Source organism: Candidatus Goldiibacteriota bacterium (assembly GCA_016937715.1).
Lineage (GTDB): Bacteria > Oederibacteriota > PGYV01 > PGYV01 > PGYV01 > PGYV01.
Map to the genome: position 1 here is coordinate 1 of JAFGWA010000033.1, position 13,799 is coordinate 13,799.

A 13,799-nucleotide genomic window follows, 5' to 3' on the forward strand; every position below is an offset into this window, starting at 1 on the left:
GGGAGTACAGTCAATGAAAATTTACGCTTAATTTTCATATAGGGATACTTTTTTTATTGACTGTTTTTTACATAGATGTCCCTACAAGTTCAAAGACATCAATACAAAACCGAGACGTACCATGGTACGTCTCTACATTAAAAAAATACGACCTAAAAAACCATATACAAAAAAATCACCTTATCAGGTATTTTAGCGGGTCAAGAGTCCCTTTGGTGTTTCTTATTTCAAAGTATAATTCATCCCCGTAAAACGACTCTGTGTCGCCGGTTTTGGCTATCACGTTCTTAATCCCCACCTTTGACCCCTCATTCACCAGAATTTCAGATAAATGGCAGTAAACCGTGTAATATCCGCCGCCGTGCTGAATAACTATCATTTTCCCGTAGCCTTCAAACCAGTCAGCGTATTTTACTATCCCTGAAAATACCGAATATACGGGCATACCGTATTTGGCGCCTATGTGAATTCCCCTGTTATAAATTATGCTTCCGAATTTTGGATGTTTAAACTTGCCGAATTTCGCAAGAATGTTCCTGCTGTCCACGGGCCATGGAAAGCTTCCCCGTTTTTTGCCAAACGCCTCTGCCGCGCTTGCGTCCGATAAATCCGCGCTGACTTTCAGCTTTTCCATAAGTTTTGCAAGGTTCGCCGCGCTTTTTTCAAGTTCCTTAATCATCTGAGTTCTGCGGTTGATATTATTCCTGATATTCTTAAGGGTGACGTGTTTGCGCCACATTTCGTTCTGTATCCTTTTTTCGCGGTCTTTCTTTTCGTTTTTCAGCGCTTTAAGTTCATTGCCGTATTCTACAAGGGCTGCTTTGTCATTTTCAAGTTCAACAACAAGGTTTTTATAAGTATTAATTTTTTCAACATTTTTTCTGCCCAGAATTTTGGTGAACTTGTACCGCCGGATAAGCTGCCCCATATCTTTGGATTTAAAGATAAGTTTTATGTAACTGTCTTCTTTTTTCTTGTACTGCTTTGCAAGCATCTCTTTTACGTCATTTTCCCTGTCCTGCATCTCTTTTTCCGCCTGCGCTATCCTTGTTTCCAGATCTTTTATCCCTTCGGTAACCACGCTTATATTGTTTTCAAACACCCTTAATTCCTTGCGGGTGATATCAATTTCTTTTTCAATCCCCCTAAGCGAGCCCGCGGTAAGTTTTTCCTGCTTTTTTTCAGCTGCTATTTTTTTTCTTTCCTGCGCTATCCTTTTTTTAACATCGCTAAGCTCGCTTTTTTTATCCTTTAATATTTTTCTGTAATCCTTTGCCTGCGCGCCAAAAAGCCCCGCGGCAAAGAATAAAAGCGCTAATGTTAAAACCAACAGCCTGCTTAACTTCACTTAAATATCCTTCCCTGCGACATTAAACTTCCGGTTAAACCCAGCAGCGACCCCGCGCCGGTCATTCCAAGTATAAACTGAACCGATAAAAGTGTTTTATCAAACGCGTAAAACGCCGATAAATCTATGCCTGTTTCCTTCTGCACCTGAAACATCAGAAAAGACACCACGCCATACAATATAAGCCAGCCCATAACCCCGCCCAGAAAGCCGTGTATAATCCCTTCAAGGATAAACGGAAGGCGTATGTCCGCGCCTGTCGCGCCCACCATTTTTAACACATAAATGTCCTGCCTTCTGTTATAGATGGTTAATTTTATTATATTTGACACCACAAGCAGCGCGGCAATCATGAAAATTATACCCGCCGCTCCCGCTATGTATTTTACGGCATTAATTACGTTTAAAAGGTGCTCTATTTCAGCCGCGCCGTATTCCACCTCTTCCACCGCGGGCTTTGACCGTATAACGCTTACCGCGTTTTTAATCTCCTGCGCTTTGTATTCCGTAAACTTTACGGCTATGGAATCCGGCAGCGGGTTTCCTTCAAAAGAACCAAGAATCTTCTGCATTTCCGGATCTTTGGCAAAGTCCTGATACGCGTCGTCTTTGGAAATATACTTTGCTTCTTTTATCCCGTTCATGCCGGCAATCTCATCGCCAAGCAATTTTATTTCTTCAGCCGTTGTGCCGTCCTTTAAAAACACCACAGCTTCCACTTTATTCTGCATTTCATCCGCGGCAAAGTTAACCACTGTGTGAATTATATAAAACCCGCCCAGCATAGTGACAGCCAGTATAATTGTACCTATGGAAACAAAACTCATAAACCCGCTTCTTTTAAAGTTAAGGGCAACCTCTTTAAACAGCCTCATTCTTCTATTCTCCCGCCGCGCAGTTTTACAGACCTAAAACCGCTGTTTGAAATAATTTCTTTATTATGGCTTGCCATAAGCACGGTTGTGCCTTTCGCGTTGGCGTCTTTAAACATCTTCATTATTTCCGACGCGCTTGTTTCATCCAGGTTTCCGGTGGGCTCATCGGCTAACAGCACGGGCGGCGACATTATAAGCGCCCTTGCTATTGCCACTTTCTGTTTTTCTCCGCCGGAAATGTGCCACGGATTATGGTCTTCCCTGCCTGCAAGCCCTATTTTTTCAAGGCTTTCCATGACAGTATGTTTTATGAATTTTTCCGGCGCTCCCGTGATTTCAAGCGGCAGTGCCAGATTTTCATAGATACTTCTTTCAAATATAAGTTTAAAATCCTGAAACACAAAACCTATCCCGCGCCTGTAAAACGGCACTTTGCCGTGGGAAAGGTGTGAAATATCCGTATTGTCCACCACAATGCTGCCCATATCCGGGGTTTCTTCCCTGTAAAGAAGTTTTAAAATTGTGGTTTTACCCGCGCCGGAAGGCCCGGTTAAAAATACAAATTCGCCCTTTTGAACTTCAAAATTAATGTCAGTCAGCGCCTGTATGTTTTTTTCGTAAACTTTAAATACCCTGCTGAATTTAATCAAGGGTCTATCACCTCTACGTATCCCGGCTCGGGATTGTAAACATTTTCAATCCCGGCGTCTTTTAACGCTTTCATCAATTCTCTCTGTTCTTCTTCTTCCCCGTGCACCAGCAGCACTTTTTTTAACTTTGGCCCCGAAGCTTTTTTCACGAATTCCACAAGGTCAGACTGGCCCGCGTGCCCGGAAAATTCATCTATCTTTTCCACCCTTGCCTGCACCGTGTGCGGTTCGCCGAAGATTTTTATATTCCTTTCCCCTTCTACAATCTTTCTGCCAAGCGTATTTGCCGCCTGATATCCCACGAAAAGGATTGTATTATTGGGGTTGTCCACGCCGTTCTTTAAATGGTGCAGTATCCTGCCCGCTTCACACATACCCTGCGCGGAAAGGACTATGCACGGTTTTCTATATTCGTTTATCGCCATAGATTCATCCACGTCCCTGGTGTATCTTACAAGTTCAAGATAAAAAGGATTATTGTTGTTGGCAATATAATCCATCATTTTCTCGTCAAAGCACTCCGAATGTTTTTTGAATACTTCCGTCGCCTCAATAGCAAGCGGGCTGTCCACAAATATGGGCATTGCCGGTATTTTATTCGCTATGGCAAGCTGATTTAAAACATAAAGCATTTCCTGCGTGCGTTCCACCGCAAAAACAGGTATTATCACCCTGCCGTTTTTCTTATAGGTCTCTGTTATTATCATTGAAAGCCTGTCCTGCGCTGTGTCTATCGCCTTGTGGTCCCTGCCGCCGTAAGTGCTTTCCAGTATCAGGTAATCCACATCATATATTTCATCCGGATCTTTTAAAATTGGCAGCGACTTTCTTCCCAAATCGCCGGAAAAACAGATTTTAATCTTCTTATTGCCTTCTTTAAGTTTTACAACAGCCATGGAAGAACCAAGGATATGCCCGGCGTTAAGAAGGTAGGCGTACAGGCCGTCTGTCAGCGGAAAATTTTCCCCAAGATTTTTTGGAACAAACTGCTTTAACGCGGCTTCCGCCTGAGCTTCCGTATAAAGAGGCTCAAAAGGCGCTTTTCCCTGCTTTATCCTTTTTCTGTTTACGTATTCAAGGTCTTTTAACTGCACAAACGCGGAATCCGGCAGCATTATTGAACATAAATCTTTTGTGGCATAAGTGGAATAGATATCCCCTTTAAAACCCTGAGAAGTAAAAGTGGGAATATTTCCCGAATGGTCAATGTGCGCGTGTGTTAATATCATGGCCTGAACGTCTGACGGAGGCAGCGGAAACTGCCTGTTTCTTTCATAACTTTCTTTCCTTTTGCCCTGTATCATACCGCAGTCTATCGCGAAATTTTTACCGTCTTTTTCTATTATGTGAAAAGACCCCGTAACTTCACGTGCCGCTCCGCTGAACTTTAGTTTTAGCAAGGGATTCTCCTATAAAGAAAATATTTTATTCATTTCGTAAGAATCTTTATCAATATCCCTTTCTTTTCCGGTTACATTTTTCATGTCATGAATCACAATATCATTACCCTGAATTCCCACCATTTTGCTTTCGCCTGTTTTCATTTTCTTAATCAGTTTTACGGCGTTATATCCAAAACTAAGCCCAAGTTTTCTGCTTCTTGCTGTCGGCGTGCCGCCCCTTTGAATATAACCCAGCACGGAACAGCGCACTTCAAAACCCAGTTTCTTTTCAAGCTTAACGGCAAAATCAATACCGCTGCCAAGCCCTTCGGCCATAACTATTATGCTGCTGCTTTTGCCCCTTTTTATGCCTGCCTTTAAGGTATTAGCAATCTTTAAAAGGTTAAAATCTTTTTTAAATTCAGGTATAAGAATTATTTCCGCGCCCCCGGTTATCCCGCATTCAAGAGTTAAAAAACCATGCTCCCTTCCCATTAATTCCACAATAAACACCCTTTCATGCGATGCCGCTGTGTCCCTTATCTTATCAATGGCTTCAAGCGCCACGTTGACCGCCGTGTCAAATCCTATTGTAAAGTCGGTGCCATAAACATCATTATCAATTGAAGCCGGTATAAATACCGTTGGTATCCCCGCTTCTTTAGTTACCGTATAAGCCCCCATCCTTGACCCGTCGCCGCCTATTACTATAAGTCCGTCTATAAGATTCTTCTTAAGATACGCGTAAGCTTCGTGCCTTTTTGCGGGAATCCTGAAATCTTTTGACCGCACAGTCCTTAATATAGTGCCGCCTTTATTTACAATATTACTCACCGAATATGATTCCATCTTTTTGAACATGTTCTGCAGAAGGCCGCTGAAACCCTCTTCAATGGCGTATACTTCCATTCCTAACCCTATGGCGGTCCTTACCACGCCCCTTATTGCGGCGTTCATACCGGGCGCGTCGCCTCCGGTTGTCATTACGGCAATGCGTTTAACCATGATTAAAGCTCCTTTGAATTTTTAAAATTGGATTAGCGGCGCTGAAAGCCGCCGGCTGTATGATTTAAACGGGGTAATTGATATTAAAAATTTATTTTTTTAAATGCTTATCTGCCTGTTTTTGCCCGCGGACTTCCACATCATCACTTTTAATTCTTCTTCATCCCTTGTTTCCCAGTACATGGTGGTATCTATGACTTCAAGGTCGGTGACATATTTCTTTTTAATGTAATCAAGCACTTTAACGGCTTTTATGTGATGTTCCGCGTTTCTTGTAAACATTTTAATATACGGGCTGTACATAAATTCATATTTTTTTACGGTAATTTTACCGGTGGATATCGGGTCATCCACAAGCTGCATTGATACGGCCGCCATACTTCCGTTTTTATCAAATGAAAATGTCAACGGGTCGTTTCCCATGCCGATAAACAGTGAAATTCCGTCAAGAAAAACCTCCGCGCTGCTTACTTTTCTTATTTCCCCGCCGAACTCCGGACCTGTAATTTCTTCCGGTTCAGGGGCGGTTCTTGTCTTTCTGCTCATGGTATGGAAATTTTCCGTTATAAACTGGTATTTCCACCCGCTTATTGCCGATATATCCGCAAGTTCCTCTTCAAGTTCCCTGATAACTTCCCTGTGGGATATGGTTCCCCTGTATTTTAAATATGCCAAAATTTTATCCTTTTATCCTGAATACTACGCGCCTGTTTTTTGGTACATTGATATCCTTATATGCTTCAAACTTAAAGTTATTTTTTGGAAGTTTTAAGGATTCCACCACAACTTTCTGAAGGGTCCTTATCTGTTCGTTTGCAACAGCTTCATCATCCGAATATACCCTTACGACAACAGGATACAGGTTGCTCATCTTAATATAATCTTTTATCTCTTCAATCGCGTTTTTGCCTTCTTCCGTAAGCCTTTCCCTTCTTTTTGCCTGAAACATCATGGCTTCAGCCGCTTCCAAAACAAGAGTCCCGTCAATCTTATACTTAATAGCGTTAACCACACGGGGCTCTTTTCTGTTAACCGCCCCCGGATTTCCCGCTTTATCCATCCAATAAAGCCTGTAAGTATATCCGGAGTTCATCCTTAAGATATAGCCTTCTTCGTCAAAACCGTCCCATACAAACTGTTCCGGCATGTTGCCGCTGCCCTTAATAAGCTTTACTGTTTTGCCGGCAAGGTCGGTAACTTTAAATGTCCACTTTTCAATTTCTATATTCTGTTTTTTAAGCGCCAGGTTGAAAATAGGGGCTTCTTCAAAGTAATCAAAGTTAGGGTGATAGTCCGCGCGTTCCTCATATACGGAATCAGGAAGGCTCATCTTAACGTTCTTAATGTCTTCCGGCGCCATTGACAGAAAAGCTTCTTCTGTCTTTATTACTTTTCCGGCAGTTTCATTTATATCCGTTTTGATGTCCATATCCGGTTTCTCTGTCTGAATTTTAATTTTAAGCTGCCCTTTTACTACAATTTCCTGCCCGGAATCCGCGCCCTGACCCGCTTCCGCGGCAAAAACCACCGCGGAAAATATTACAAGCGCGAAAATGCAGGCCGTTAATACAGCCGTTTTTTTCATTAATATCACCTCTCTAATTGGAATCTGAATACTACGACTCCGGATTCATCGGCGGAGCCCACCGAAGGCGAGAACATAAACTGCATTATCGCTTCCATGGCAAGCTGGTCTAATTCTCCATAACCTGATGATGTCTGTATATACGCGTTATCTTTGACGCTTCCGTCAGGTTTAACGGTTACATTAATAAATACTTCGGCCTGAATATTTTTTTCCTGCGCCCACAAAGGATACGTGGGTTTTGCAGCCCTTAACACCCTTCTGTTGGCAATCTGCCCGGTAATTAAAAGAGCGCCTTTTTTTGGGGCTATCTCTATTTTTTCCTGCGCCGCCGCTTTCACAACAGGAGTGGGTTTGTCTATTTTAATTGTTTCAGGTTTTAAAGCCGGCTGTGAAGACTTCATTGTGCTTATGCCCGGCCTTGCCGAAGGCAGAAAACTTGTGGAAGGCTTCTGCGAACTTAAAGAGACTTTCTGCGAAGTAGTGGCTATTTGCCTTTGCTGCGACTGGTTAAGCTCCACAGCTTTAATCTGCGCGGGTGATAATTTCGTCTTGCCGATTTCATTGCTTATATCAATTTTTTTCATTGCCGGGTCAAGCTTTGCCATTTTGTCCAGCGCCAATGCCTGCGGTTTGGACATTTCAAGCTTTGGTTTTTCCATCATTGCCTGGGGTTTGGCCAGTTCCACCTTGGGCGCAGACTGTTTAATGGGGATTAACTGCTTAAACATATCCGCCATGCTTTTGGGTTTCTGTATTTCCACCGGCTTCTGCTCGTCCGGAACCGTTTCCATCATTGTTATTTCGGTAAGAGTATAATCGGCCAGTGTCCTTTTCTGCTTTGCCTGAAAAGACAAAAACATTAAAAACGCAAGTATATGTACTGTTATTGAAAAAGCAAAACTTCCCGAAGTTCCCTTTACGTCAAAATCGCCGGCAAACATTTTATATCCCCTCTTTTTTATGCTGGGTAGCAAAGTATATTTTCTTGGGTTTAACCTTTTTTGCGGCTTCCATTACATCCATAACCGTGCCGTTTTCCAGCAGTTCATCCGCTTTTATAATTACCACCTGTTCATCAGACTGCGCAAGTTTCCTTGCCAGAACGGGCTCCATCTGGGCAATGCTGTATACCACGGTTTCATTAACGTTTATCTTGCCGTCTTTATCTATCGTTATCGTCACGTGGTCTTCATTTTTAGATTCATCCGTGGCTGCTTTGGGCAGCGTCACCGAAAGTTTTGACTGCGTCATCATGGGCGCCGTTACCATAAATATGATAACAAGCACAAGGCAGACGTCAACCAGCGGCGTTACGTTTATTTCCGTTATCGGATCTGCGTCTTCACCGACATCAACACTCATGTCTTTCCTCCGGATTTATTAATTTTTATTTATTTTTCTCTTCTTTCATAAGGGTAAGCGTTTTAGCGCCCGCCTTTTTTGATTCGTCAAGTATGGTGACAAGCGTACCGTGCTGCACCACCCTGTCAGTGGTTATCATAACCAGTTTTTTTTCATTTTTTGCAAGCAGCGCCTTTAACTGCGCAACATACTGGTCAGGCTCCACTTTATTATTATTGATAAGTATGGACCTTGCCGTAAGTTTTACCTGTATGGCGTCGCTTTTGGTGCTTTTTCCGACTGACGCAGTCACCTTTGAACTGTTGACAATTATACCGGACTGCACCGTCATAGGAGCGGTTACCATAAAGATGATAACCAGAACAAGCGCGATATCTACAAGCGGGGTAACATTTATATTTGTTATCCCTTCGTCGCTATTTCCTCCGGCCTGCATTGGAGCCCTCCGCGTAGTTCGCAAGTAATACCAGCATTTTTTTAGCCATAGCTTCCATTTCCACAGCTATGTTTTTTACCCTTTTTGTATATATGTTAAACATAACAACGGCCGGAATAGCAACCGCAAGGCCTGCAGCCGTGGCTATAAGGGCTTCGGCTATACCTACCATAACAACTTCTGGCCCTCCGCCGGCTGAAGAAGCAAGGTCTTTAAAAGCTTTTATAATACCAAGAACCGTTCCAAGAAGCCCTATAAACGGGGAAATGTTACCCAGGGTTCCAAGGACGCCAAGGTAGCGTTCCATGTTTATTTTCTGTTCCATATGGGCAACTTCCATAAGTTTTGAAACTTCTTCCCTTGGAAGAAACCTGTTTTCAAGCCCTTCAAGGATAACTTTTGGAACGTTTCCTTTTGTATTTTTGCAGAACTCTTCCGCTTCTTCAAACTTTTTATCAACTATATAACCTTTAATCTTGGCCATAAATTTATCTGAATCAAGTTTGTTTTTCTGAAAATACATGAACCTTTCCACTGTTACGCCCACCACAACTATTGAAAGCACAAGCATAAGTATAATAACCCAGCTGCTTCTTAAAACCTGAAGCGTGTCAATCTGATATCCGCCCGCTTCCCCGCCTTCCGCCGCAAAAACAGCTCCGGCAAAAAACACTGAAAGTACAAAAGTTAAAACCAATGTCCAACTGCGTTTCATTCTACTTCCTCCTTATTTGATATGATATCTTATTTTTTTGCCCCGGGCTCTTTTGCTTTAAAAACTTCCGGGTATGCCTGTTGTATCGTGGGAATCCTGTTTGCGGCAAAATCAACGTATTCTTTTGTTCCTTTACTTATTTTAATCACCTCATAAATCCTTACCGCGTCTTTCCACGCCTGTTTTTCCTCATATTTGCCGGCCAGGTCTATAAGCCCGTTTAACCTGTACACATTGTCAGAAGGCTTAACGTCAATTAACCTGTTATACGTTTCTATCTGCTTTTCAAAATTTTCAGTGGTGCCGTATATGTTTCCCATTGTATAAAGCGCCTGAATTTTTTCTTCATCGGTGCCTGTCTGATAAACCTCTTCAAACGCCTTAAGCGCTTCCACATAACGTTTCTGTTCAAAATATATCTGCGCTATGTACGCCTTTAAACCTTTGGATTTATCATCATCCCCGAATTTTACCATGAAATCATTGTAAATTTTTATGGCGTTATCATGTTTGCCAAGTTCCGTGTAAGCAAGCGCGGAATTATACATTGAATTATTCGCGTACTGGCTGTCGGGATATTTTTCATTTATGCGTTCGTAGTAAAATATCGCTTCGGGGTAGTTTTTAACCTGAAAAGCCGTGGTGGCAAGGTTAAAGGTAACTTCAGCCGCAAGTTCATGTTTGGGATAATTTTTAACAAAAGCCTTATACGCCGCAATCGCGTCTTCAAACCTTTTAAGTTCCTGATAACAGGCGGCCACATAATAGTTGGCGTTTATTGCCATTGAATCATTGGGGAACTGCTCTATTAATTTATTAAAAGTATCAATGGCTTTTTCAAATTTATTGTTTTTATAGTAAAGTTCCGCCCCTGAATATAAAGCGTTCATAGCCAGGTTGCTTTCCGGATACTTTTCGTAAAATTCAAGCATCATGTCGGGATTTTCCTGTTTTTCCGCTTTTACAAACATAGCCCTCTGCATTCCCTCTTCCACGTTCTGTATCTTATTGCTGTCAGGGTATTTTTTAAGAAAATCATTGTACGCTTTGACGGCATCCGCTTCTTTGCCCGAATTGTAATAAACTTCCGCTATCGCAAGCATTGAATCTTCGGCAAATTCAGTGTCAGGAAACTTTGCCATTACCTGCCTGTACCAGTCTATCGCGGTCTGATACTGCTGGGCTTTAAAATAAATGTCAGCGGCTTTAAATGTTGATTCCGCCGCCCTTTTGCTTTTGGGATAATTAATAGCGGATGTTTTCCACGATTCCAGCGCGTCGCCATACGCTTCCAATATCTCCTGGGCTTTACCTTTCTGAAAAAGAGCTTCGGCGGTAAGTTCGCCGTCTTTATCCTTGGCGTGGGCATAGGCAAATTCCGTGTATTTGCTGATTGCCGTTTCAAAATTCTTTTCGCTGAAATAAGAGTGCGCTATTAATATTTCGCACGCGTTCTTAACTTCGGAATTTGAAAGATTGCTGTTTATTACATCCCTTGCCATTGTCCTTGCGCCCTGAAAATTTTCAAGTTCATAATAACACCAGGCAAGGTTTGCCCTTGCTTCATTTGTAATGTCGCTTTCATAATAGTCGTCAAGTATGGACTTAAATGCCTTCGCGGCAGGCCCAAAAAGACCGGTTTTAAAATAAGCCTGCCCAAGGTAAAAATACGACCTTGCCCTTATTTTCTTGCCTTCAGGATCCTTAAATTTGGCGGAAAGCTGATTTAATGAATGCGCCACTTCCGTGGCAACCATATCATACTGTTTCTGATTATAGTATGAAAGCGCCATCATTAAAAGCGCGGCTTCCGATATATTGCCGTAATTGAATTTTTCAAGAATAAACCTGTAACGCGCCACAGCCTGGTCATACTGTTTTTTATTGTAATTGGCATTGCCTAAAAGGTAATAACCCGTGGCAATGTCATCATGAGTGGTGAATTTCTGAGTAAAACTTGTAAGAGTTTCTTCCGCTTTGTCATACTGCCCAAGGTTAAGATAACACCAGCCGGCCCTTAACTGCGCGGAAGCCAGCGCGTCATATATTGTGGGATAATCGCTTATAACTTTTTCATAAGAAACAAGCGCGCCTTTATTGTCATTAAGTATCCTTGCGCATTCGCCCGATAAATACCTGGCATAAGCTTTTACCCTTGCGTCGCCGTTTCCCGCCATAACATTATCGTATGCTTTTGCCGCTTCTTTATACTTTCTGTCATTAAAAAGCGTGGACGCGTATTTTAAAGAAGCGTAAGGCGCAAGTTCGCTTGTGGGAAACCTTAACAAAAAGGTTCTATAGTCAGCGGCGGCAACCGGGAAATTAAGCCCTTTATAAAAAGCCTCCGCTTTATTATACTGCGCGCTTTCAAGGTATTTGCTTGTTTTAAACTCTTCGCCAAGTTTTTTAAAGGCGGTGGCGGCTTCAAGATATTTGCCGGATTTCGTAAGGCTGTGGCCAAGGTAATAATACGCCGCATCAGTCTTTATCCTTTTAAGTTTTTCAGCGGCCGCATCGTACCTTTCAAGATAAAAATCTATGATGCCGCCTATAAGTTTTACTTTTTCATCCGCCGCATAGAACGGATTCTTTTCAAGAAACTGGGTAAGTTCCCTGTCCGCTTTTTTATATTCAAGAAGGTTAAGGTGCGAAAGCGCCGTCACATAAACAGCTTCCATATGAAAAACGCTTGATGAAAATTTAAACCTGAAATTGGTTAAAAGTTCTATTGCCTGCGTGTATTTGCCCATATTGTAAAGGCATTCGCCCATCTTATACATTGCCGAATCCGCGTATGGCGACGAACCGAATTCATCTACAACTTTTTTATAAGCGTCATGCGCCGCCTGATATTTCTTTGACTTATAAAATATTTCCGCGTTAAGATACTTTGCCCTGGCAGCTTCAAATCTATTGGTGTTTTTCCAGCGTTCGGCAAAATTGTTCATACGTTCTATGGTTTCAGACGCGTCCGGCGCCGCTTTGTAAGCTTCTATCGCGGCCTGCCAGTCTTTGGAAATTTCTTTTCCCCTGTCATCTTCCGCGGATACCGGCACAGATACGGCAGCGCACAGGATTATAACCAAAAACGTAATTTTTAATTTCATTTTTTCACCTTTTCAATAATGGTTTTTATTTAAGCGGCCTTTTAATTATTCTTCCAGCTCTATCGTGCCCGGCTGATTAAGAAGCGCGCTTGATATTTTGACGCTTTCAGCGCCTGATTCGTTTACTTTTCCGTTTTTATCAATTACTTTCATTACGCATTTGTATTCGCCGTCCGATACGGGCAGTCCGCGGTCGTCCTTGCCGTCCCATATGATTGATACCGGCGGATTATCATCGCCGCTGTAGCTTCTTACAACATCATCATCTTCATTTATTATATTAAGCTCCCATTCCGTTATGGGGTATTTAGTACTTGCGTAAATTGTAAGCGTGGTGTTTTTTCTTGTCCCCACGGGAGAGAATATTTTTGGTTCCGCGCTTACATTGACGTCAAAACCGCCGAACATAAACGTAAATGATACCCTGTGAGTCATGCCAAGCACGCCCAGCTGCTGCGATAATTCCTGAGACGAAAGCGAATAATCAACCTTATAGTGTTTAAGGAACTTGTAACCGGCGCCGAAAGTTATTTCCGTTTCATCCAAACCCGCCCTTATGGCAAGGTCATTTAACGGGTAAACTTCAAGCCCCATTTTAAATTTTAAATCTTTATTTGAAAGTTCTTTTTCCACGTCAAGAGTGGGTATAATCCTTTCACCCAGAAATTTTCCCGCTATGCCAAATTTAATTACCATAGGGAAAGTCTCTGTCATAGTGTCAAGTTTTACCGCCGGCGGAAGAACGTTAATTACGCTTAAACCAAAACTTACATATTCAGACGGGACAAACATTAAACCCAGGTCAGCGCCGTAACCCGCGCCGCTTTTATCAAATACGGATTCCATAATAACCTTAAGATTTATACCCGCGCTTAAAGGCCCCACGATATCGCGCGCGTAAGAGATGAAAATTGCCTGATTTGAAATATCAAAATTACCCATTGCTTCCCATAATTCCGACCTGCCGTCAAAATTTGAAGAACCAAGGCGTACATAAGCAAGCCCAAAAGTTCCAACGCCGGAAAACGGCACGGATGCCGCGGCAAAATCATACATGGTATCTTCATATAATAAAACGTGCATAAGCGTAAGCTGGTAAGGGTTCTGCTGCGCAAGCCCCGCGGGATTATAGTAAACCGCGGAAGCATCATCTGCAAGGCCGGTAAAAGCTTTGCCCATACCAAGCGAACGCGCGCCTGCTCCCCAGTTTAAGAACTCGCCAGGAGTCCCGTAATCGCCATTGGCCAAAGAAACAGCCGAAAAAGCCGTTAAAATTGATATCACCAGCAGTAATTTTTTCATTAATATCCTCCTGCGTTATATGTTAATAA

General features: G+C 42.5%; 13 protein-coding genes. All 13 read right to left on the reverse strand.

Annotation, left to right across the window (positions count from 1 at the left end; genetic code table 11):
- Positions 1 to 175: 175 nt before the first annotated feature.
- A complete protein-coding gene (locus tag JXR81_04055; GenBank protein MBN2754020.1) occupies positions 176 to 1,348 on the reverse strand; it encodes a peptidoglycan DD-metalloendopeptidase family protein in 1,173 nt (390 codons plus the stop codon).
- Complete coding sequence (locus JXR81_04060; protein MBN2754021.1) at positions 1,345 to 2,223, reverse strand: ABC transporter permease; 879 nt, start codon at positions 2,221 to 2,223, stop codon at positions 1,345 to 1,347. The genes JXR81_04055 and JXR81_04060 overlap by 4 nt, the downstream gene beginning before the upstream one ends.
- Complete coding sequence (gene ftsE / locus JXR81_04065) at positions 2,220 to 2,873, reverse strand: cell division ATP-binding protein FtsE (GenBank protein MBN2754022.1); 654 nt, start codon at positions 2,871 to 2,873, stop codon at positions 2,220 to 2,222. The genes JXR81_04060 and ftsE overlap by 4 nt, the downstream gene beginning before the upstream one ends.
- Positions 2,870 to 4,273, reverse strand: coding sequence for an MBL fold metallo-hydrolase (locus tag JXR81_04070; GenBank protein MBN2754023.1), 1,404 nt, complete (start codon positions 4,271 to 4,273; stop codon positions 2,870 to 2,872). Before JXR81_04070 ends, ftsE begins: the two co-directional genes overlap by 4 nt.
- A gap of 9 nt (positions 4,274 to 4,282) precedes the next feature.
- Positions 4,283 to 5,260, reverse strand: a complete 978-nt coding sequence (locus JXR81_04075) for a 6-phosphofructokinase (protein MBN2754024.1) — start codon at positions 5,258 to 5,260, stop codon at positions 4,283 to 4,285.
- A 99-nt stretch (positions 5,261 to 5,359) separates the two neighbouring features.
- Positions 5,360 to 5,935: a hypothetical protein gene (locus tag JXR81_04080; protein ID MBN2754025.1), complete on the reverse strand. Its 576-nt coding sequence runs from the start codon at positions 5,933 to 5,935 to the stop codon at positions 5,360 to 5,362.
- A gap of 4 nt (positions 5,936 to 5,939) precedes the next feature.
- On the reverse strand, positions 5,940 to 6,845 hold the full coding sequence (locus tag JXR81_04085; GenBank protein MBN2754026.1) for a hypothetical protein: 906 nt from the start codon (positions 6,843 to 6,845) through the stop codon (positions 5,940 to 5,942).
- Between the two features lie 5 nt (positions 6,846 to 6,850).
- Positions 6,851 to 7,789: a TonB family protein gene (locus JXR81_04090; protein MBN2754027.1), complete on the reverse strand. Its 939-nt coding sequence runs from the start codon at positions 7,787 to 7,789 to the stop codon at positions 6,851 to 6,853.
- Position 7,790: 1 nt separating this feature from the next.
- Positions 7,791 to 8,210 carry a biopolymer transporter ExbD gene (locus JXR81_04095; GenBank protein MBN2754028.1) on the reverse strand — a complete coding sequence of 140 codons (420 nt, stop codon included), beginning with the start codon at positions 8,208 to 8,210 and terminating at the stop codon, positions 7,791 to 7,793.
- 25 nt (positions 8,211 to 8,235) lie between these two features.
- Positions 8,236 to 8,646, reverse strand: a complete 411-nt coding sequence (locus JXR81_04100) for a biopolymer transporter ExbD (protein MBN2754029.1) — start codon at positions 8,644 to 8,646, stop codon at positions 8,236 to 8,238.
- Positions 8,627 to 9,361, reverse strand: coding sequence for a MotA/TolQ/ExbB proton channel family protein (locus tag JXR81_04105; GenBank protein MBN2754030.1), 735 nt, complete (start codon positions 9,359 to 9,361; stop codon positions 8,627 to 8,629). Before JXR81_04105 ends, JXR81_04100 begins: the two co-directional genes overlap by 20 nt.
- Before the next feature lie 29 nt (positions 9,362 to 9,390).
- On the reverse strand, positions 9,391 to 12,468 hold the full coding sequence (locus JXR81_04110) for a tetratricopeptide repeat protein (GenBank protein MBN2754031.1): 3,078 nt from the start codon (positions 12,466 to 12,468) through the stop codon (positions 9,391 to 9,393).
- 45 nt (positions 12,469 to 12,513) lie between these two features.
- Positions 12,514 to 13,770, reverse strand: coding sequence for a PorV/PorQ family protein (locus JXR81_04115; protein ID MBN2754032.1), 1,257 nt, complete (start codon positions 13,768 to 13,770; stop codon positions 12,514 to 12,516).
- Between the last annotated feature and the right edge of the window lie 29 nt (positions 13,771 to 13,799).

Bases quoted from the DNA above. Each gene is read 5' to 3' on its own strand.
- JXR81_04090 (MBN2754027.1), bottom strand. From the start codon at position 7,789: ATGTTTGCCGGCGATTTTGACGTAAAGGGAACTTCGGGAAGTTTTGCT.
- JXR81_04115 (MBN2754032.1), bottom strand. From the start codon at position 13,770: ATGAAAAAATTACTGCTGGTGATATCAATTTTAACGGCTTTTTCGGCT.
- JXR81_04060 (MBN2754021.1), bottom strand. From the start codon at position 2,223: ATGAGGCTGTTTAAAGAGGTTGCCCTTAACTTTAAAAGAAGCGGGTTT.
- JXR81_04095 (MBN2754028.1), bottom strand. From the start codon at position 8,210: ATGAGTGTTGATGTCGGTGAAGACGCAGATCCGATAACGGAAATAAAC.
- JXR81_04110 (MBN2754031.1), bottom strand. From the start codon at position 12,468: ATGAAATTAAAAATTACGTTTTTGGTTATAATCCTGTGCGCTGCCGTA.
- JXR81_04085 (MBN2754026.1), bottom strand. From the start codon at position 6,845: ATGAAAAAAACGGCTGTATTAACGGCCTGCATTTTCGCGCTTGTAATA.
- JXR81_04105 (MBN2754030.1), bottom strand. From the start codon at position 9,361: ATGAAACGCAGTTGGACATTGGTTTTAACTTTTGTACTTTCAGTGTTT.
- JXR81_04075 (MBN2754024.1), bottom strand. From the start codon at position 5,260: ATGGTTAAACGCATTGCCGTAATGACAACCGGAGGCGACGCGCCCGGT.
- JXR81_04100 (MBN2754029.1), bottom strand. From the start codon at position 8,646: ATGCAGGCCGGAGGAAATAGCGACGAAGGGATAACAAATATAAATGTT.